The 19,650-nt window shown below is 33.1% G+C and carries 22 protein-coding genes; 7 read left to right on the top strand and 15 right to left on the bottom strand.

What is annotated here, in order from left to right:
- Positions 1-20 precede the first annotated feature (20 nt).
- The 8 genes from EYY60_RS21965 to EYY60_RS21930 form a co-directional block, all read right to left on the bottom strand.
- Positions 21-767 carry an acyl-[acyl-carrier-protein] thioesterase gene (locus EYY60_RS21965; protein WP_132991412.1) on the bottom strand — a complete coding sequence of 249 codons (747 nt, stop codon included), beginning with the start codon at positions 765-767 and terminating at the stop codon, positions 21-23.
- A gap of 72 nt (positions 768-839) precedes the next feature.
- Entirely contained in the window at positions 840-1,760 is a 921-nt protein-coding gene (gene miaA, locus EYY60_RS21960) for a tRNA (adenosine(37)-N6)-dimethylallyltransferase MiaA (RefSeq protein WP_132991411.1), read from the bottom strand.
- Between the two features lie 152 nt (positions 1,761-1,912).
- Positions 1,913-2,752: an ion transporter gene (locus tag EYY60_RS21955; protein ID WP_132991410.1), complete on the bottom strand. Its 840-nt coding sequence runs from the start codon at positions 2,750-2,752 to the stop codon at positions 1,913-1,915.
- 30 nt (positions 2,753-2,782) lie between these two features.
- Complete coding sequence (locus EYY60_RS21950; RefSeq protein WP_132991409.1) at positions 2,783-4,144, bottom strand: exonuclease domain-containing protein; 1,362 nt, start codon at positions 4,142-4,144, stop codon at positions 2,783-2,785.
- Positions 4,145-4,230: 86 nt separating this feature from the next.
- A complete protein-coding gene (locus tag EYY60_RS21945) occupies positions 4,231-4,890 on the bottom strand; it encodes a YggS family pyridoxal phosphate-dependent enzyme (RefSeq protein ID WP_132991408.1) in 660 nt (219 codons plus the stop codon).
- A complete protein-coding gene (locus EYY60_RS21940; RefSeq protein WP_132991407.1) occupies positions 4,881-5,399 on the bottom strand; it encodes a hypothetical protein in 519 nt (172 codons plus the stop codon). The genes EYY60_RS21945 and EYY60_RS21940 overlap by 10 nt, the downstream gene beginning before the upstream one ends.
- A 13-nt stretch (positions 5,400-5,412) precedes the next feature.
- Complete coding sequence (locus tag EYY60_RS21935; protein WP_132991406.1) at positions 5,413-6,300, bottom strand: 3-hydroxyacyl-CoA dehydrogenase family protein; 888 nt, start codon at positions 6,298-6,300, stop codon at positions 5,413-5,415.
- An 89-nt stretch (positions 6,301-6,389) separates the two neighbouring features.
- Positions 6,390-7,355 carry a Gfo/Idh/MocA family protein gene (locus EYY60_RS21930; RefSeq protein WP_132991405.1) on the bottom strand — a complete coding sequence of 322 codons (966 nt, stop codon included), beginning with the start codon at positions 7,353-7,355 and terminating at the stop codon, positions 6,390-6,392.
- Between the two features lie 211 nt (positions 7,356-7,566).
- On the opposite strand from EYY60_RS21930, the gene EYY60_RS21925 reads away from it, so the two are divergent.
- Positions 7,567-8,208: a protein-L-isoaspartate(D-aspartate) O-methyltransferase gene (locus tag EYY60_RS21925; RefSeq protein ID WP_132991404.1), complete on the top strand. Its 642-nt coding sequence runs from the start codon at positions 7,567-7,569 to the stop codon at positions 8,206-8,208.
- Positions 8,209-8,236: 28 nt separating this feature from the next.
- On the opposite strand, the gene EYY60_RS21920 is transcribed toward EYY60_RS21925, so the two are convergent.
- The 3 genes from EYY60_RS21920 to smpB all read right to left on the bottom strand — a co-directional run bounded on the left by EYY60_RS21920 (position 8,237) and on the right by smpB (position 10,546).
- Positions 8,237-9,286, bottom strand: coding sequence for a Fic family protein (locus tag EYY60_RS21920; protein WP_132991403.1), 1,050 nt, complete (start codon positions 9,284-9,286; stop codon positions 8,237-8,239).
- An 85-nt stretch (positions 9,287-9,371) separates the two neighbouring features.
- Positions 9,372-10,010: a hypothetical protein gene (locus EYY60_RS21915; RefSeq protein ID WP_132991402.1), complete on the bottom strand. Its 639-nt coding sequence runs from the start codon at positions 10,008-10,010 to the stop codon at positions 9,372-9,374.
- 80 nt (positions 10,011-10,090) lie between these two features.
- Entirely contained in the window at positions 10,091-10,546 is a 456-nt protein-coding gene (gene smpB, locus EYY60_RS21910) for an SsrA-binding protein SmpB (RefSeq protein ID WP_026729458.1), read from the bottom strand.
- A 139-nt stretch (positions 10,547-10,685) separates the two neighbouring features.
- Here smpB and EYY60_RS21905 point away from each other — a divergent pair, with 139 nt between their 5' ends.
- Both EYY60_RS21905 and EYY60_RS21900 read left to right on the top strand, forming a co-directional pair.
- On the top strand, positions 10,686-11,342 hold the full coding sequence (locus EYY60_RS21905) for an outer membrane beta-barrel protein (protein ID WP_132991401.1): 657 nt from the start codon (positions 10,686-10,688) through the stop codon (positions 11,340-11,342).
- 110 nt (positions 11,343-11,452) lie between these two features.
- The gene (locus tag EYY60_RS21900) at positions 11,453-11,683 is read left to right on the top strand and encodes a VF530 family protein (RefSeq protein ID WP_132991400.1); all 231 of its coding nucleotides are present in this window, start codon (positions 11,453-11,455) and stop codon (positions 11,681-11,683) included.
- Position 11,684: 1 nt separating this feature from the next.
- On the opposite strand, the gene EYY60_RS21895 is transcribed toward EYY60_RS21900, so the two are convergent.
- The 3 genes from EYY60_RS21895 to EYY60_RS21885 form a co-directional block, all read right to left on the bottom strand.
- Entirely contained in the window at positions 11,685-12,245 is a 561-nt protein-coding gene (locus tag EYY60_RS21895; RefSeq protein WP_132991399.1) for a DUF3575 domain-containing protein, read from the bottom strand.
- Between the two features lie 130 nt (positions 12,246-12,375).
- Positions 12,376-12,924, bottom strand: a complete 549-nt coding sequence (locus tag EYY60_RS21890; RefSeq protein WP_132991398.1) for a GNAT family N-acetyltransferase — start codon at positions 12,922-12,924, stop codon at positions 12,376-12,378.
- A gap of 1 nt (position 12,925) precedes the next feature.
- Positions 12,926-13,777 carry an aldose 1-epimerase family protein gene (locus tag EYY60_RS21885; protein ID WP_132991397.1) on the bottom strand — a complete coding sequence of 284 codons (852 nt, stop codon included), beginning with the start codon at positions 13,775-13,777 and terminating at the stop codon, positions 12,926-12,928.
- A gap of 186 nt (positions 13,778-13,963) precedes the next feature.
- Here EYY60_RS21885 and EYY60_RS21880 point away from each other — a divergent pair, with 186 nt between their 5' ends.
- Positions 13,964-16,231: a M1 family metallopeptidase gene (locus tag EYY60_RS21880; protein ID WP_132991396.1), complete on the top strand. Its 2,268-nt coding sequence runs from the start codon at positions 13,964-13,966 to the stop codon at positions 16,229-16,231.
- 102 nt (positions 16,232-16,333) lie between these two features.
- Here EYY60_RS21880 and EYY60_RS22355 read toward each other — a convergent pair whose 3' ends face one another.
- Entirely contained in the window at positions 16,334-16,501 is a 168-nt protein-coding gene (locus EYY60_RS22355; protein ID WP_162847920.1) for a hypothetical protein, read from the bottom strand.
- A 202-nt stretch (positions 16,502-16,703) separates the two neighbouring features.
- On the opposite strand from EYY60_RS22355, the gene EYY60_RS21875 reads away from it, so the two are divergent.
- The 3 genes from EYY60_RS21875 to argC all read left to right on the top strand — a co-directional run bounded on the left by EYY60_RS21875 (position 16,704) and on the right by argC (position 19,566).
- Positions 16,704-17,339, top strand: a complete 636-nt coding sequence (locus EYY60_RS21875; RefSeq protein WP_132991395.1) for a GNAT family N-acetyltransferase — start codon at positions 16,704-16,706, stop codon at positions 17,337-17,339.
- Between the two features lie 63 nt (positions 17,340-17,402).
- Complete coding sequence (locus tag EYY60_RS21870) at positions 17,403-18,596, top strand: argininosuccinate synthase (protein ID WP_132991394.1); 1,194 nt, start codon at positions 17,403-17,405, stop codon at positions 18,594-18,596.
- Positions 18,589-19,566, top strand: coding sequence for an N-acetyl-gamma-glutamyl-phosphate reductase (gene argC / locus EYY60_RS21865; protein WP_132991393.1), 978 nt, complete (start codon positions 18,589-18,591; stop codon positions 19,564-19,566). Before EYY60_RS21870 ends, argC begins: the two co-directional genes overlap by 8 nt.
- The last annotated feature ends 84 nt before the right edge of the window (positions 19,567-19,650 follow it).

Raw genomic sequence — 19,650 nt, 5'->3', positions numbered from 1 at the left:
ATTGTGAGGCTAAAAAAAAATTACTTCCAATGTAATTCCAAAGCAAAGCAAGTTTTTTCGCCTTTTGTTATACTAAATGTTGCTGTTGTGTGATCATCATCTTCGCTTTCGTGAATTACAACTTGGTCTTTTAAAGAAAGCTCTTTCATGAAATTCATTTCGAAGCTTTTTACTTCTTGTTTCATGATTCGTTTTGGATCGACATGATCCAAACACCATTCCAGATATTTTACATTATTTACATGATTTACAATGTCTAAATCAGATAAATAAACTGTTTTTTCAAAGACGGCTTCTTTTTCGTGATTAATGTTTATTTTAGAAAAACCTTCTTCTGTAGCTCTGTTTTCTGGAAATAATTCGAAGTGTTCGTAAGGCAAAGCCAAAGCTTCCGGACGACGCAATTGTGTATTGAAAACTGCCCAATACGTTTCGCATCCCACTATTTTTTTGCCGTTTACATACATTTCCAACGCACGAACTGAACGCGAATTTTCTAAGCTGTTAATCCATGTTTTTACGGTTACAACGTCTTGCCATTTTGGTAAAGCATGAACTTCAACGCGCATACGGCTTAAGACCCAGGCTTGGTGAAATTCCTGCATATCATAAAAACTAATTCCGCCAACTTCTGAATGTGCAGCGGCGGTTAATTGTAAAATATTACACAAATCGGTATATTTTAGGAATCCGGTTGGCGTGCATTGTGTGAAATTGATTTCCCAGTCTTTGCTTAAAACTGATGTGAAATTTGGAGATATTGGCATTTTTAAATTTTAGATTGTTGATTTTAGATTTTTCCTTCGGAAAGGAGAAGAAAGATGAAAGAAAAAAGACTTTTATTTTAGAAGATTTTCTATGTATATAATAATTTCTTTTCTGTCTGTTGCGTAATCAAACCATTTGGTGTTTTCGTTTCGTTTGAACCATGTTAATTGTCTTTTGGAGAATCTTCTTGTGTTCTTTTTGATTTCTTCTATGGCAAAAGGCAACGTGAATTCTCCATCAAAATAACTAAATAATTCTCTATAACCGACGGTCTGAAGCGCATTTAACGCTTTGTTAGGATAAAGTGTTTCGGCTTCTTTTAACAATCCTTCGTTCATCATGATATCAACACGCTGATTGATTCTGCTGTAAATGATTTCTCTGTCGGCATCTAAGCCAATTAGAATAGGAGTGAAGTTTCGGTTGTTTTTCTTTAGATTTAGAAAAGAAGAATACGGTTTTTGTGATCCAATGCAAACTTCTACAAAACGCATCATTCGCTGTGGGTTTTGTAAAGTCTGCGGATTTTCGGCTGTTATTTTTTGATAATAATCGGGATCTAGGTTTTTTAATTGTTCTTGAAGATATTCAATTCCGAGTTTTTCGTAGTTTGAATTTACTTCTGAACGAACACTTGGGTCTATTTCAGGAAATTCATCGAAACCTTTTAAAATGGCATCTACATATAATCCTGAACCGCCAATGAGAATTACAAAATCATTGTTTTGAAATAATTCTTCGATTTTGGCTAAGGCTTCTTTTTCGTAATCGCCAACGGTGTAATTCTCAAAAATGGATTTATTTTGGATGAAATGATGTTTTGCTGAATTGAGTTCCTCTTTACTTGGAACTGCGGTTCCGATTGTCATTTCTTTGAAAAACTGACGGCTGTCGCAAGAAACGATCTCGCATTTAAAATGTTGTGCCAAAGCAATACTCAAGGCTGTTTTGCCTATAGCTGTTGGTCCGACAATGGTAATTAGGTGTTTCATAGTTTTTAGCCCAGATGGAAATGGAAACCCCGGACTTATATTTGTTGCATTTTTTTGGTGTAAAAGAGCGACCAACGGAAGCTCCTTTTATGCCTTAAAAAATTACAAATATAAGGAGGAGTTGGAATGTACAGCTGGATTAGCTTCTAAAATTAATTATTTGGTAATTCGGTTCCGCATTCATAACAATATTTAGCGTTATCGAAGTGAACTTGCGACTGGCATTTTTTGCATGTTTTTTTTCCGCTTACAGTATTGTTTTTCAAACTGCTTTTGGCAAATTCGGCGGTAACAATTCCGGTTGGCACGGCAATAATTCCATAACCTAAAATCATAACACAAGCAGCTATAAATTGTCCAAGCGGGGTATGTGGAGAAATATCGCCGTAACCAACTGTTGTTAAGGTGACTATTGTCCAATAAATTCCCATTGGAATACTGGTAAATCCGGACTCTTTACCTTCTACTAAATACATTACGGTGCCAATTATGACGGTGCTGATTAAAACGAAATAAATAAAAACGAGAATTTTTTCTTTACTGGCATGTATGGCTTCTTTTAGTTGAAGGGATTGATGGTTAATTTGCGGAATGTGTAAGATTTTGAATAATCGCATGAAACGCAACGCTCTTACAATCGATAAAATACTCGCACCAGGAAAAAATATGGACAAATACATAGGCAATACGGCAAGTAGATCGATGATTCCGTAAAAACTAAAGATGTATTTAACCGGTTTTTGGATTGAGATAATTCTTAATACATATTCAATAGTGAAGAATATAGTTATTGCCCATTCACAAATGATTAATTGGTCGTGATATTTAGAACTTACGCCTTCAACAGTATCAAGCATTATCAGAAGAACGCTCAGTAAAATTAAACCCAGCAATACTAAATCGAACATTCGTCCTAAAATGGTGTTGGTGCCATATAGAACGATTTTGACTTTTTCTCGAAAGATTTCGTATTGTGTTTTTTTGTTTTTCATATCCTTAAAGATAATGAAAGTTCTGTTTTATTAAAAATGAAGTATTTTTAATGATTTGCTTTTACGGATATAGCTCTGAATAATATTTTTTACATCACGATTGTGTTGCATTGGAATCAGGATGTTTTTTAGAATTTCGATATTAGTAATCTGATAATTGAGATCATAATACGCGTATCCTTTGTAGATTCCGTTTTCGATTAAAATAGCGCTTCTTTCGTTTACATTTCTTCCACGGTCAATGAGAATCATGCTTTTGTTTTCGAAGCTGTTTTCAGAAATAAATTGTTGCACTCTTAAGTTGTAAATTTCAGGTGTGACTTCGCCAATGCATGCGCCATCACATTCTTTGATTTTGTATTGAAAACATTCCTTTTTGGTAATATACAAACCTGTTAATTTTTGGCATAAATGATATTTTGAGGTATGTCTAAAAAGTGCATTTTTGCCTTCCTGCAAACTAGAATAAGATGTAATTTCTTTTTTTCGGCCATCAGCTTTTTCAAGCCTTAAATTGAGATATCCATTCGTATCTTTTTCAGCATAAAGCGCATATTGAAAAATTGTTTTTCGTTGTGCGCGGTTGTATCTCGGTCTGTTTACTTTTATTTCTTCGCTTTCTTTCAAAAGTGCAATTAATTCGCTTCCAGTTTCATCATAAGTAATAGTGAAAACTTCGGCTTGAATTTTTTTGCTTTTGGTTGTAACTCCAGTAAAATGCTGATTGATTCTTTTTTTGATATTTTGGCTTTTGCCAATGTAAATCAAAGTACCGCTTTCATTATAAATATAATAAACACCAGTTTTAGTTGGCATTTGATTTAAAAGATCGAGGAATTTTGGCGCAATTCCTTTTTCTATTTCTAGTTTTATAAAATCTTTGACGATTGTTTTTTCTACGTCTTTTTCTAGAAGCATTTTGAACAACTTGGTTGTTGCCATTGCGTCTCCGCTGGCGCGATGTCTATCTGCCATTGGAATTCCGAGTGCGCGCACCAATTTTCCTAAACTATATGAAGGTTGCTCTGGAATTAGTTTTTTGGCTAATTCTACTGTACAGAGTGTTTTGGCTTCAAAATCGTAGCCTAAACGACGGAATTCTGTGCGAAGGATTCTGTAATCAAAAGAAGCATTATGAGCGACAATAACACAGTCTGAAGTTATTTCGATGATGCGTTTGGCGACTTCAAAAAACTTTGGAGCAGACTGTAACATAGCATTATTGATTCCGGTCAACTTTACAACGAAAGGCTGAATCGGAATTTCGGGATTGACAAGGCTTATGAATTGGTCAACTACTTCATGCCCATCAAATTTGTAGATGGCGATTTCAGTAATTCCTTCTTCATTAAATTGTCCTCCAGTGGTTTCTATGTCTAATATCGCGTACAAATTCAGTATTCAGTGTTCAGTTTTTTAGTAATCAGTTTTTTGTAGAGATGCATATCAAGCGTCTTGCATTTGTGGATTTTGAAAAATTATCTTCCTCCGAAAATGCTGCTTCCAATGCGGACCATTGTACTGCCAGATTCAATTGCTAATTGATAATCTCCAGACATTCCCATTGATATAGTGTTCAGATTGCAGTTTTCAGTTTTCAGATCTCTTATCGAATCAAAAATCGATTTTAAATATGTAAATTCTTTTTTAATCTGGTTTTGATCTTCTGTGAAAGTTGCCATTCCCATTAAACCCAAGATACGAATATTTTTCAACTCCTTAAACTCTACAGAAGTTAAAAGTTCGTTTAATTCGTTTTCGTCTAAACCAAATTTAGATTCTTCCTCAGCAATATAAACTTGTAGAAGACAATCGATAATTCTATTGTTTTTTAAAGCTTGTTTATTGATTTCCTGTAATAATTTCAAACTGTCAACGCCATGAATCAAAGTGACATACGGCGCCATAAATTTGACTTTATTCGACTGAACGTGGCCAATCATATGCCATTGAATATCTTTTGGCATTTGTTCCCATTTCTCCGTCATTTCTTGAATTTTGTTTTCTCCAAAAATGCGCTGTCCAGCTTCATAAGCCTGCATCAAGTCTGAAACAGGTTTTGTTTTTGAAACAGCAACGAGAGTTACATGTTCAGGTAAAGTTGATTTGATAGTATTTAAATTCGATGCTATTGACATTTTTCTATTTTTTTCTGAATTCTCATTATGTCTAACTTTTCGTCAATTATAATCTTTTCCTTCTTGTTATTTTTGAATTCAGTAAACATCTGTATTATTTCTTCGTCTGAATATGTATTAAATAAATTTACATTGTAACTGTTCTTACTGTTTTTTAATGTAAAATAAAATATTGTCCCACAAACTTGCCGGGATGCAATACATTTTAGTTCTATATCTGTTTTTTTTATATCTAATGTTTTTTTCCATTGAGTGTTGAATGTTTCACCAAATAAAACAATAGTGTTTTCTTCAAAGGTTATTAAATGAATATTGTTTCTGCTCTTGTAAATAGTAAAATATACGCTAATTACCAAAAGTATCGATCCGATTATGATGGTATAAATTTTCTCAAGGTTAAAAATGACAATTAAGGACGTAGCAACAAAACAGTTTATAAAAAAGTCTAAATTTCTTAGCGTAAAAAAACGTTGCCAAAAATTTTTATACTCGCCTCTGAATTCTGTCATAAATCAATAAAAATTAAACAAACTGCTTAGAGATTTTCTCTGCTTTTTTGCTTTCGCTATAATCGTAAAAACCTTCTCCAGATTTAACTCCCAGTTTTCCGGCTCTAACCATATTTACTAAAAGTGGGCAAGGAGCGTATTTTGGGTTTTTGAACCCATCGTACATTACATTTAGAATTGCAAGACAAACATCAAGGCCAATAAAATCAGCTAATTGAAGAGGTCCCATTGGGTGTCCCATTCCTAATTTCATTACAGTGTCAATTTCATAAACTCCAGCAACACCATTGTACAACGTTTCAATTGCTTCGTTTAGCATTGGCATTAAAATTCTGTTTGCCACAAAACCTGGATAATCGTTTACTTCAACAGGAACTTTACCTAATTTTTCAGATAAAGTCATGATGATTTTAGTTACTTCATCGCTTGTGTTGTATCCGCGAATGATTTCAACCAATTTCATAATAGGCACCGGATTCATAAAATGCATTCCGATTACACGTTCTGGATGTGCTACAACAGCTCCAATTTGTGTAATTGAAATTGAAGAAGTATTGGTTGCTAAAATCGTATTGTGAGAGCAATATTCGTTTAATTGCTTGAAAATGTTCAGTTTTAATTCAACGTTTTCAGTAGCTGCTTCAACTACTAAATCAGCTCCAACAACTCCGTCTTTAATATCTGTATAAGTGATGATATTGGTGATTGTTTTAGCTACGTCTTCCTGAGTGATTGTTCCTTTAGACAACATACGGTCTAAGTTGGCAGCAATAGTTGCCATTCCTTTATCTAATGATTTTTCAGAAACATCGATTAATTTTACGGTAAATCCGCTTTGCGCAAAAGTATGAGCAATTCCGTTACCCATTGTTCCTGCTCCAATTACAGCTATTGTTTTCATTTTATGCTAGATATTTTTTTATGATTTAGCCACGAATTCACCAAATAATTCGTGAACTCGTGGCTATTTATTTTGATTTACTTTTTTAACTATTTATTGAAACAATCAATAATTTGATAAGCCACGCGTAATGCGTCAGTTGCCTGTTCAAGTGTTACAACTGGAGTTGTATCATTGTTAATGGCATCTGCAAATGAATTTAACTCGTCTAAAATTGCATTGTTGTGCTCTACATCAGGATTTGTGAAATAAATTTGTTTTTTAACTCCTTCGGCATTTTGAAGAATCATATCAAAATCTCCAGGAACTTCTGGAGCGTCTTTCATACGAACCACTTCACATTTTTTCTCTAAAAAGTCAACAGAAATGTAAGCATCTTTTTGAAAGAAACGTGATTTACGCATGTTCTTCATTGAAATTCGGCTTGCTGTTAAGTTTGCTACACAGCCATTTTCGAATTCGATTCTAGCATTGGCAATATCTGGTGTATCACTAATTACCGATACACCGCTGGCGTGAATATCTTTTACTTTTGAATTAACAACACTTAAAATAGCATCAATATCATGAATCATTAAATCTAAAACGACAGGAACGTCTGTACCACGCGGATTAAACTCTGCCAAACGATGCGTTTCTATAAACATCGGATTTTCGATCATGTTTTTTGTAGCAATAAAAGCGGGATTAAAACGCTCTACGTGACCAACTTGTCCTTTTACATTGTATTCTTTTGCTAAAGCAATAATTTCTTCAGCTTCTTCAACTGTATTGGCAATTGGTTTTTCAATAAAGATATGTTTTCCTGATTTGATGGCAACTTTAGCGCATTTGTAGTGCGAAAGCGTAGGAGTGACAATGTCAATCACGTCGACAGCGTGAATAAGTTTTGCAATTGTGCTGAAATTTTTATAGCCAAACTCTTTTGAGATTCTTTCGGCATTTTCTTGATTTTCGTCGTAAAATCCAACTAATTCGTATTTGTCAGATTGTTGTAATAAGCGTAAATGTATTTTACCAAGATGACCAGCACCTAAAACTCCTACTTTTAACATGAGAATGTATTTTAAACAAAAATATAATTTATTTGTTTAACGTGAAAATGAATTCATCTAATTGTGAGTTATGAATTGTGAATTGTAAATTATTTGCTGTCACTTTTGACTTTCGACTTTTGACTTTCGACCGTATTAATTTATTATTTAAAAATCAATATTTGAAATCCTGTTTTGTTTCTTATTTTTGCGAAAATAAAACCTACCAATTTTGAAAGATACTGCCAAACATCAAGGACTTCGCAATCAATTAGTAAGCACTTTAGAGCAAAAAGGAATTACTGATAGAGCGGTTTTGGATGCGATAAAAAAAATCCCGAGACACCTTTTTTTGAATTCAAGTTTTGAAGATTATGCTTATCAAGATAAGGCTTTTCCTATTGGAGCTGGGCAGACTATTTCGCAACCATACACAGTTGCTTTTCAGTCACAGTTATTAGAAGTAAAGAGAGATCACAAAATTCTTGAAATCGGAACTGGTTCTGGTTACCAGACTGCTGTTTTGTTTATGCTCGGAGCTAAAGTATATACAGTAGAGAGACAAAGTGAGTTGTTTAAAACGACATCTAATTTATTTCCGAAGTTAAATATTCGTCCAAAACATGTTACTTTTGGAGATGGATATAAAGGATTACCAAATTTTGCGCCATTTGACAGTATTATAGTTACTGCAGGTGCACCGTTTATTCCACAGCCTTTAATGGCTCAGCTTAAAATAGGAGGAAGATTGGTTATTCCGTTAGGAGAAGATGTTCAGATTATGACTTTATTAATTAGGAAAAACGAAACTCAATTTGAAAAACATGAGTTTGGAGAATTTAGATTTGTTCCTCTATTAGAAGATAAAAATTAAAAAGAAAAGCCCGTTTGAACGGGCTTTTTTATTGCGTAAGAATTGAAATATATCTTTCTAAGCTTTCTTTCTCTTTTTGGGCTATAAAGAGAAAAAAGTCTTCTTTGTCTTTTTTGGTTTGAGCAATTTCTAAAGATTGGTAATATTGCATTCGAGTTTCGTAATCCCCTTTAATATTGGCTATTGGATAACCTTTTTGCATTAGTATTAAGTTCATTATCAATCGTGAAGTTCTTCCGTTTCCGTCAATAAATGGATGAATTGTAACTAATTTTTCATGCATTTCAGCAGCAAGAATAATGGGATGTAATTTATTTTTATTGATTTCATACCAAGTAAAATATTCTTCCATTTCTTGTGGAACCATTAAAGGTTGAGGGGGCATGTGACTGTTTCCTTGAATCATAACTTGAACTTTTCTGTAACGTCCAGCATCTTCCGGAATTATGCCACGTAAGATTAAATTATGTATGGATAAAAGATCACGTTCGTTTAAAGAATTGCTTTTGCTCATTAACTCTTTTATAAAGCCAATAGCTTCCTGATGATTAATGGCTTCAAGATGTTCGCGCATACTTTTTCCAGAAATTGTCAGACCTTCGTTGATAACCATATCCGTTTCACGAAGCGTCATGGTATTTCCTTCAATTCTGTTGCTTTCAAAGGTATATTCTAATTCCAGAGCCTGTTTTATTTTAAAACTGTCGTACTGGCGATAAGAATCTAGTTTTTCTTTTAAAGCATCAATTTCTTTGAGAATTTTTTCTAGTGAAGTTGATAGTTTAAGATTCGAAACTGTTTTATTGTATTTAATTTCATCTTCAGCAACTTTTAGCGCCTTTAGAGCAAGATCATCATCACCAATTTCATAAAGAATCTTTTCTTTAAGCCAGGCAATCATTAAAGTTTCATAATCAATTTCTAAAAGCTGAGAAAGCTTAATTATTTGATCTTTGGTAGGTTTTCTTGTCCCCGATTCAAATTTACTTATTAAGGCTTGGTCAATTCCAGCAAGCTGCGCTAATTCGCGTGTTTTTAAGCCTTTCTTTTCTCTAGCATTTTTTAAAAGAGATTTCATTTTATGAAAAATTTAGTCTTGACAAATTTAGTCAATTTTCCGAATAAAATAAAAGCAGCATTTTAATATGCTGCTTTTTGATATATTATTTTGGAGGCAGAGAGCCATCCTTTCTCATTTCTTTTACAACAGCCTGCATAATAGCATCTATCGTTTGACCTAAATCTGTTGCATATTGTGATTCAGTAGTTCCAGTCCAAATTAATTTATTCTGTTTTAATGAGAAAATATTGGTTTCAACCATGTAAGAGGTAGTTTCTTGATAATATCCTGGATCGTAGAAATTTGGTGAATACATTCCGTACCAATTACCAAAGCCATATCCGTAAACTCCGGTGTACATTCCGTCAAATCCTCCATAATACATTCCTGTGTAAGTTCCAGGGACATAATTAACTTCTTTTTCTTTGCTGACTAGACGCATTGTAACGACTCCATCAAAATTTTCATCTTGCAATATTTTTAATTTTTGCTCCTTTGTTAATTCTGAAGTTGCATTTAAATATTGATATGAAGTTTTAAAAACAGGATTTGTTGATGCAATTCTGTTTTCAGTAATTCTTCTGGAAGCTTCATCTTTGACCAAAGCAACGACTAAAACTTTCTTAAATTGCTCCTGTGCAACGGTTACATCTGGGTCTCTCCAGCTATTTACGATCGAAGTATTGCTGCCACAACCTGAGAGAGACAGCACGGCGGTTAACATAAGTAGATACTTTTTCATATTTTACGGTTATATTGTTTGTAGTAAAAATAACGATAAAATATTTATAAAAGCATCATTTTGAGAAAATTAAAGAAGCGTTAGTTGTATGCTTTTTTGATTCTGTCTAAATCGCGTTTTGTGTCTTGTTCTTTTAGAGATTCACGTTTGTCGTAATTTTTCTTCCCTTTGCAAAGACCTATTTGCAATTTTGCCAATCCTTTTTCGTTGGTAAACAATTTTAATGGTACAATAGTAAGTCCTTTTGCCTGAACACTTTTATGAAGCGTTTTTAATTCTTTTTTATTGAGAAGTAATTTTCGCTCACTTCTTGATTTGTGATTGAATTGATTTCCAAAAGAATATTCTTCAATATAAGTATTGATCGCAAAAAGTTCCATGCCGCTGAATTCGCAAAAACTTTCTGTAATATTTGCTTTGCCTAAACGTATTGATTTGATTTCTGTACCAGCCAAAACAATTCCGGCGGTATAGGTATCGATTATTTCATAATCAAATCGGGCTCTTTTGTTTAGTATGTTAACTGATTTTATCATAACTGCAAATGTAAAACAAAATTCAAAAATTTTGATGCGCTATAAGATAATTAAAGATTTTTTTTAATCTATGATTTTAGTCAGTATTAAGGAAAAAGCTTACGGTTAAGTTTGTTCAATAATTTAAAACAAACTCAAAATGAAAAAGATTTTTACACTAGTCGGTATTGTATTTATTGGTTTTGTTGTTCAAGCTCAAGATTCTGGTCAAGGATTAAAAGGGGCTTGGTTCGCAACTTCTCAATTCGGTTATCAGCAGTCTAAGACTGGAGAAGTAAAAGCTACTAATCTTTCGGTGCTTCCAATTGTGGGAACATTTATTACACCTTCTGTAGCAGTAGGTGCGGGAATAGGCTATATTAACATTAAATCAGAAGGTTATGATAAAGTTAGTCCAGATCTTAAAACATTAGGAAACACAGATTTAATTGTTATTCAGCCATTGGCAAGAAAATATTGGAATGTAGCTGGTTCTTTATATTTCTTTGGACAAGCGGCAATACCAGTTATTACGGGAAAGGAAAAAGAAAGCAACTTAAAAGTAAATCAAGTTGGCTTGTCTGTCTCTGGTGGCTTTGATTATTTTGTAACAAAGAATTTCTCTGTAGAGTTCTCTTATGATTTAGCAAACTTTACTTCTACAACTCTAAAGCCAGAGAATGGAGAAAAAACAACAGTTACAAATTTTGGATTAGCTCATGTAGCTAATGTTGATTCTTATTACAATACAGCATTAGGCGGAAGCGCTCCTAACTTAACAACCCCAATTTCTGTAGGATTCAAATTTATATTCTAATTTATTCTTTGTTTGAATATCGTGAAATTCTTTTAGTAATTTTACAAAAAAAAGACCGTACTTTCTTAGAGTACGGTCTTTTTGATATAATTTTAAAAAAAAAGCATAAAATGGAAAATAAATCAAAAGATCCTTTACACGGAATTACGCTTCAAAAAATTGTCGAAACTTTGGTCGATTATTATGGTTTTGATACTCTCGGGGAATTAATACCTATCAAATGTTTTAATTCAAATCCGAGTATAAAATCATCGCTTACTTTTTTAAGAAAAACAGATTGGGCTCGCAAAAAAGTGGAAGATCTATATTTGAAATCGTTGTCTAAGTTTGGAAACAGATAATCTATAATTTGTAAGAAATCATAACTCCGCCACGGTATGGTAACCATTCACCACTTTTGTTATAGTCTTTAGCTGTGTCTCTGGGATATCTTCCTGGAGTTCCATCGTTGTATAATCCTTTGTAAAAACCTTGATGCCATCCACCTCCAGCAAAAATATCTAATAAAAATTTGTCATTTAATTTAATATTATATCCTACAGTAACTCCCAGACGGTAACCAAAACCTTTTTCGTATTGATTAGTATCCCAATAATTCCATTTTTGAATTCTGTAAATATCTGGTCCTGCATGACCTCCAACATAAAATCCATTGTATTTTTCTTTAAAATGATAGCGAACTTCAGGGGTAAAAGTATAAAGTTCCATAGGACTGTGACCGTTGAATGACTTCCAGAACGAAGCCAAAACATCAAAACTAAAAGTTGTTTTTTCTCCGATGCTAGTTTCAATACCAACATTTGGAACTGCTAAAAGTGCTGTAGCTCCATTGAATTTAATAAAAGTTTGACTTTGTGATTGAACTGAAATAAAGATAATGGCTAATAAAAATATTTTTTTCATAAAGATGTTTTTGAACGAAATAGTGGTAAATGTCTTATTTCGCGTGCAAATATAACATATAAACGTACTTTTTGCTCAAATAATATTTGTTTTAACAAATGTTGATTTTTTGTCAGTAATTAACAAATATCTATTTTTTTAATAATGAGTATATTACCTTATCTAAAAAGCGTCCTTCATAAAAATCAGATTCTTTGAAATGCGCTTCTTTTACGAAACCACATTTTTGCAATACTTTTTCTGAAGCTAGATTTTCAGGATCTATAACGGCCTCAATTGAATGCAGTTTCATATCATTAAAACCAAAAGCTATTAATCGATTTACAGCTTCAGGGATGATTCCTTTTCCATGAAATTCGGGCAAAAGTATGTAGCCTATTTCGGCGCGGTAATTTTCGGGTTGCATTCTGTAATAGCCAATAATACCTAAAAGTCTTGAGTTGCCTTTTAATGTAATTCCCCAATTGATTCCAACATTAGTTTCGATTTTCTCATCAATCATTGCAATATGCTCCAAAGCATCGTCGTTGGTTTTTACTAACGGACGTGGAATATATTTCATTGTTTCAGGATTTGAACGTAATTCAAAAACTTCATTGACGTCATCATTCGTGATTCTTCTTAAAAGTAAACGTTCTGTTTCTATTATTGGAAATGGATGAAAGTTAAAATCTAGCATTTTATAAAGTTTTTATACTGAACTGAGAGTGAAAAGTCTGGTCTATTTCTAAAGTAATAATGCCTTCTTTTTCAAATAAATTTCCGGAATTGCTCGCTGTATCTGAATAGCCAAACCAAGGTTCGATGCAAACAAATGGCGCTTGGTTTTTAGTCCAAATTCCTAAACTTGGAAAATCTTCAAAATCAACTTGAACATATGGTTTTGAATTTTCAAGTATTGTTAATGATTTTGATTCCAATGCTTTAAAAACAAGAGCGTCATTTTCGAAAAGTTTATAATTTAAAGGAACTAGATTGTTCGTGGTTTTTAAAATTTCGGTTTTATTAGAAATCAAATCATTCTCTAAAAGATTAAATTTCAGAGTTTCTTCTTTTTCGAATTTGAAAGCATAATTTTCAAAATTCTCTGGAAGTGCTATTGCAGGATGTGCACCAATAGAAAAAGGCATTTTAGTTTCTCCTTTATTAATAACGATATATTCTATTTTTAAAGAAGTATTTTCTAAAGTGTAAATGAGTTGCAACTCAAATTCAAAAGGATATTTTTTTAGAGTTTCTTCATTTGATTCTAAAGAAAAAACCGCGCTGTTTCCTGTTTTTTCAATTAACTTAAATTCCATATCTCTTGCAAAACCATGTCTTAGCAATTGATATTCTTTTCCATTAATAGAATAAGAATTGTTTTTTAGCGTGCCAACAATCGGGAAAAGAACAGGAGAATGTTTTCCCCAGAAATCAGGATTCCCTTCCCAAATATATTCTTTGTTTTGATTGTCTTTTAATGAAAATAATTCGGCTCCAGCATGTTTTATTGAAGCTGTTAATACGGAATTTGATATAGTTGTATTCAAAATAATAGAATTGTGATTGTTAATTTTATTGCAGTTGTAAAGGTATTTGAATAAATTTTATTTTTTTAGGAAAATCGCTTAATTTATTTAATTAATAAAATTTTGCTAAAATTAAATTTAACCTTGGGTATTTCTCCGTAAATAGTATTTTTTTTCATTAATTTGCTACATAAACAGCTAAAAAATATGAAAAAGCAATCTGCAAAAGCCATTTTAACCGCGGCTTTATTTTTTGGGATTTCTTCTGTATGGGCGCAGCAATCTACGCAGGCGACCACAACAAATCCGGCAAACAATTACAATTATCATGATGCCTTTGCTCCGCATTTTTATACTAAAAACGGAACTTCGACACGTACTGCAAGTGGTCAACCTGGTCCGGAATATTGGCAAAATAGAGCCGATTATCAGATTTCGGCAAAATTGAATGCACTTACCAACGAAATTACAGGTACAGATGAAATAACTTATACCAATAATAGTCCCGACAAATTAGGTTTTCTTTGGCTGAATTTAGATCAAAATTTATTTAAAGATGATTCTAGAGGAAACGCAGTTGTGCCTTTGACAGGAAGTCGCAACGGGGCTCAAGGTCAGGTTTTTGATGGAGGAAACAAGATTAAATCTGTAAAAATAATTTCAGGAGGAAAAACTAAAACAGAAGTTGAAGCGAAATATATTATTACAGATACTAGAATGCAGATTTTTCTTCCGCAAGAATTAGCAGCAAAAGGAGCTTCTGTAAAAATCAAAATCGAATTCTCGTTTATTGCTCCTTTTGAAGGATCTGACAGAATGGGGGTTTTGGAAACTAAGAATGGAAAAATCTTTACAATTGCACAATGGTATCCACGTATGTGTGTGTATGATGATGTGCGAGGATGGAATACGGCACCGTATTTAGGAGCTTCTGAGTTTTACTTAGAGTACGGAGATTTTGACGTAAAATTGACGGTTCCAGGAAATCAATACGTTGTAGCTTCTGGAGAATTAATCAATGGTGCTGAAGTTCTTTCGGCAGAACAATTAAAACGATACAAAGACGCTTCGAACAGTGACAAAACTGTTATGATTCGTACCGCTGACGAAGTTAACGCTACAGCAAACGCAAATGTAGGAACTGAAAAAACTTGGCACTATAAAATCAAAAATGCACGTGATTTTTCTTGGGCATCGTCTTCAGCTTTTATTTTAGATGGAGCAAAAATCAACTTGCCAAGCGGTAAAAAAGCTTTGGCATTATCAGCTTATCCAGTTGAAAGTAATGGAAATGACGCATACGGACGCTCAAGTGAATATGTAAAAGGAGCAATCGAGCATTATTCAAAACAATGGTTCGAATATCCTTATCCAGTTGCAACTAATGTTGCAGGAAATGAAGGTGGAATGGAATATCCTGGAATTGTTTTCTGTGGATGGAAGTCTCAGAAAGAGGATCTTTGGGGAGTTACAGACCATGAATTTGGGCATATTTGGTTTCCAATGATTGTGGGGTCAAATGAAAGATTATTTGCATGGATGGATGAAGGATTCAATACTTTTATCAATTCATTAAGTACTGCCGCTTTCAATAATGGTGAATACAAAGAAAAACCAACAGATTTGCACGAACAGGCAGAACCATTTACTAGACCTGATTTAGAAACTATTATGAGTTCTCCTGATAATATGAAGGAAGCCAATATTGGTATGCTTTGTTATTTTAAGCCAAGCGCTGGGTTGGTGATTTTGAGAGAGCAAATTTTAGGAAAAGAACGTTTTGATAACGCTTTTAGAATTTATATTCAGCGTTGGGCTTACAAACATCCACAACCAGATGATTTTTTTAGATCGATGGAAAATGTTGCTGGAGAAGATTTAAGCTGGTTCTGGAGAAGCTGGTACGTAAACAACTGGCGTTTTGACCAAGGTGTTAATTCAATTAAATACGTGAAAAATGATCCTGCAAAAGGTGTAATTATTACAGTTGAAAATTTTGAAAAAATGCCAATGCCGATTGTTTTGGATGTTAAAACAAAAAGCGGAAAAGTTACTCGAGTTAATTTGCCAGTAGAAATTTGGCAACGTAATAATGATTGGTCTTTCAAGCATAATTCTACCGAAGAAATAGAAAGCATTACCTTGGATCCTGATCATGCATTTCCTGATTTCAATGAATCAAATAACGTTTGGACAGCAGGAAAAGGCAAAGTGGAGCAAGATGTGATTTTAGATGGTTATTTAGGAAATTATTCAACTTCTAAAGCGCCTGTTAAAATTGAATTCACAGAGAAAAACAGTGCTTTGTATGCTGAATTGACAGATTATCCTAAGTTCTCAGTAAAACCAGTACCTGGAGAAAAAGATACGTTTGAATCAAAAAGAGCAGGAGTGAAGTTCAAATTCAACGAAGCTAAAACTGCTGTTGATATGATTTTGTCTGATGGTAAATCAATTCCATTTACTAAGAATTAAAGTTTAAGATATTTTTAAATCATTTATAACCCGATAGTTGTCAGCAATTATCGGGTTTTGTTTTTCTGTATATTCACAAAACGTAAAAAAAATGTTAGAATTTTAATTTTTTGTTTTGTGAATTAAAAAATAATGTAATTTTGCACCGATGAATAAAATAAGTTTACATATAACTTCTTTGTCACGGACAAACTCACCGATTACTTCTCCCGAAGTACGGACGCTATCTCTATAGTGTTCACTGAGTTTTATAGCCGTATATTTATTCATATCCATTTTTCATTTTGAAATCACATAATTTGTCCATTGGACAAACATATCCTAAAAGTATTTATTATTTTGTAAATTTTCTTGATCAAGTTTTTGATTTTGAGAATGTTACTTCTATTTTGCTTAATTTTATTGGATTCAATTCTGGATTTCAAACGAATCAATATGCTTTAATTTTTAACTCTAACTTCAATTATTGAAAATGAAGATCTCTATTGTTGTTACCCAGGAAGAACACTTCAAATTCGCACAAGAAATTTGCGATACGATAGAATCATCTGCCTTGTTAAGAGGTACGGGGATTGCTAAAAGAACTCCTGAGTACATTCAGAAAAAAATGTCGAATGGTGATGCGATGATTGCTCTGGCAGACGGGAAATTTGCAGGTTTTTGTTATATCGAAAGCTGGCAACACGGAAAATTCGTGGCGCATTCGGGATTAATTGTGCATCCTGACTATAGAAGTTTAGGATTGGCAAAAAAGATAAAATCAAAAGTTTTTGAATATTCTTTGAAAAGATTCCCAGATGCTAAAATATTTGGAATTACAACTGGTTTGGCGGTAATGAAAATTAACTCTGAATTAGGCTATAAACCAGTTCCGTTCTCAGAATTAACAACCGATCCAAGTTTCTGGGCAGGTTGTAAAACTTGTACTAACTTCCCAATTTTACAAAGCAAGGAAAACAAAATGTGTCTTTGTACAGGAATGTTATATGACCCAAAAGAAAAACAAAAAACACCGCCAAGACATCCTTTTAACGAGGCTGTTTTAAGCAGACTTAAAAAAATTAAACAAGCTTTATTCTTAAATAAAATAATAGCATTTTTTGTTTAACCCATTAAAATAGAAAAAATCTCAAACTGCTACATACGAAAGTATTAGCCTAAATTATAAAAAATGAAAAAAGTAGTATTAGCTTATAGCGGAGGATTAGATACCTCGTATTGTTTGAAATATTTAAAAAATGAAAAAGGATACGAAGTTCACACTGTTCTTGTTGACACAGGAGGATTTTTTGCTGAAGAATTAACAGCTATTGAAAAAAGAGCTTATGAGTTAGGAAGTGCACAACACGCCAACTTAACAATTTTAGATAAATATTACGATAAAGCTATAAAATATTTGATTTTCGGAAATGTATTAAAAAACAATACTTATCCATTATCAGTAAGTGCTGAGCGTGTTTTTCAAGCAATTGAAGCTATAAAATATGCGAAAAAAGTAGGAGCTACTGCAATCGCTCACGGAAGTACAGGTGCAGGAAATGACCAAATTCGTTTCGATTTGATTTTCCAAACTATTGCTCCAGAAATCGAAATTATTACTCCAATTAGAGATTTAAAATTATCAAGACAAGAAGAAGTTGATTATTTAGCTCAAAACGGAGTTCATTATTCTTGGGAAAAAGCACAATATTCTATCAATAAAGGACTTTGGGGAACAAGTGTTGGAGGAAAAGAAACTTTGACTTCAGGACAACCATTGCCAAGTGAAGCTTATCCTTCGCAATTACAAAAAGAAGGAGAAGAAAAAGTAACGCTTCATTTTGAACAAGGAGAATTAGTTGGTTTAAACGGAAAAACAGATAAACCTTCAAATAATATTGTAGCTCTTGAAAAACTAGCAAGTGCTTACGCAATTGGTAGAGATATTCACGTTGGAGATACTATTATCGGAATTAAAGGAAGAGTTGGTTTTGAAGCTGCTGCTCCTTTAATTATTATCAAAGCGCACCATTTATTAGAGAAACACACTCTTGGAAAATGGCAACAATACTGGAAAGAGCAATTAGGAAACTGGTATGGAATGTTATTTCATGAAGGTCAGTTCTTGGATCCAGTTATGAGAAATATTGAAACTTTCTTGCAAGACACACAAAAAACAGTAAACGGAACGGTAACAGTTTCTTTAAAACCATATCATTTCTCATTGGACGGAATCGAATCTGAAAATGATTTAATGAACACAGGTTTCGGCCAATACGGAGAAATGAACAATGCTTGGACATCTGACGATGCAAAAGGATTTATCAAGATTTTAGGAAATGCACAAAACATATTCTCATCTGTAAACAAATTAGATCATGATTAATGTCGGAATTATTGGTGGTTCGGGCTACACGGCCGGAGAACTCATCAGAATTTTAATGTATCACCCCAAAGTAAACATCGATTTTGTTTACAGTACAACAAACGCTGGAAAACCTCTTTCTGTAGCGCACCAAGATTTGATGGGTGATATTGAAATGAATTTTACAGATGAAATCAATCCAAATGTGAATGTTGTTTTCTTATGTTTAGGTCACGGAAAATCGATTTCATTTTTGAAAGAAAATCAGTTTGCAAGTCATACTAAAATCATCGATTTAGGAAATGATTTCAGATTGAATAAAGATGCGCATTTCGAAGGAAAAGATTTTATTTACGGATTGCCTGAAATCAATAAAGCCGAAATCAAAAAAGCAAATTATATCGCAAATCCTGGTTGTTTTGCAACCGCTATTCAATTGGCTTTATTGCCATTAGCAGAACATAATATGCTGAATAATGATGTACATATTAATGCAACAACCGGAAGTACTGGGGCAGGAGTAAGTCTTTCAGAAACTTCTCATTTCAGTTGGAGAAACAATAATATGTCGCATTATAAAGCTTTTGAACACCAGCATTTAGGCGAAATTGGAGAAAGCTTAGTTCAGTTGCAAGATGATTTTGACAGCGAATTGCTTTTTATTCCGAATAGGGGAGATTTTCCAAGAGGAATTTTTGCAACGCTTTATACATTATGCGATGATAGTTTGGAGCAATTGGTTGCAAAATATGAAGAGTTCTATAAAAATGAGCCTTTCGTAACCGTTACCACAACAAACATAAACATGAAACAAGTGGTGCAGACGAATAAATGTATTATTAGTTTATTGAAAAAAGGAAACCGGGTTCTCATAACATCAATTATCGATAATTTAACTAAAGGTGCTTCAGGACAAGCAATTCAAAACATGAATTTAATGTTCGGTTTAGAAGAAACCACAGGTTTACATTTGAAACCAAGCGGATTTTAATAATAGTTGATAGTTGTTGGTTTACAGTTGATGGAAACATCAGATAAGACCATCAACCAACAACAATCAACCAACAACTAAAAA

The organism is Flavobacterium zhairuonense, assembly GCF_004352915.1.
Taxonomy (GTDB): Bacteria; Bacteroidota; Bacteroidia; order Flavobacteriales; family Flavobacteriaceae; genus Flavobacterium; species Flavobacterium zhairuonense.
Note: the sequence above shows the minus strand (reverse complement) of the source record. Positions and strands in the feature narration are given on the sequence as shown.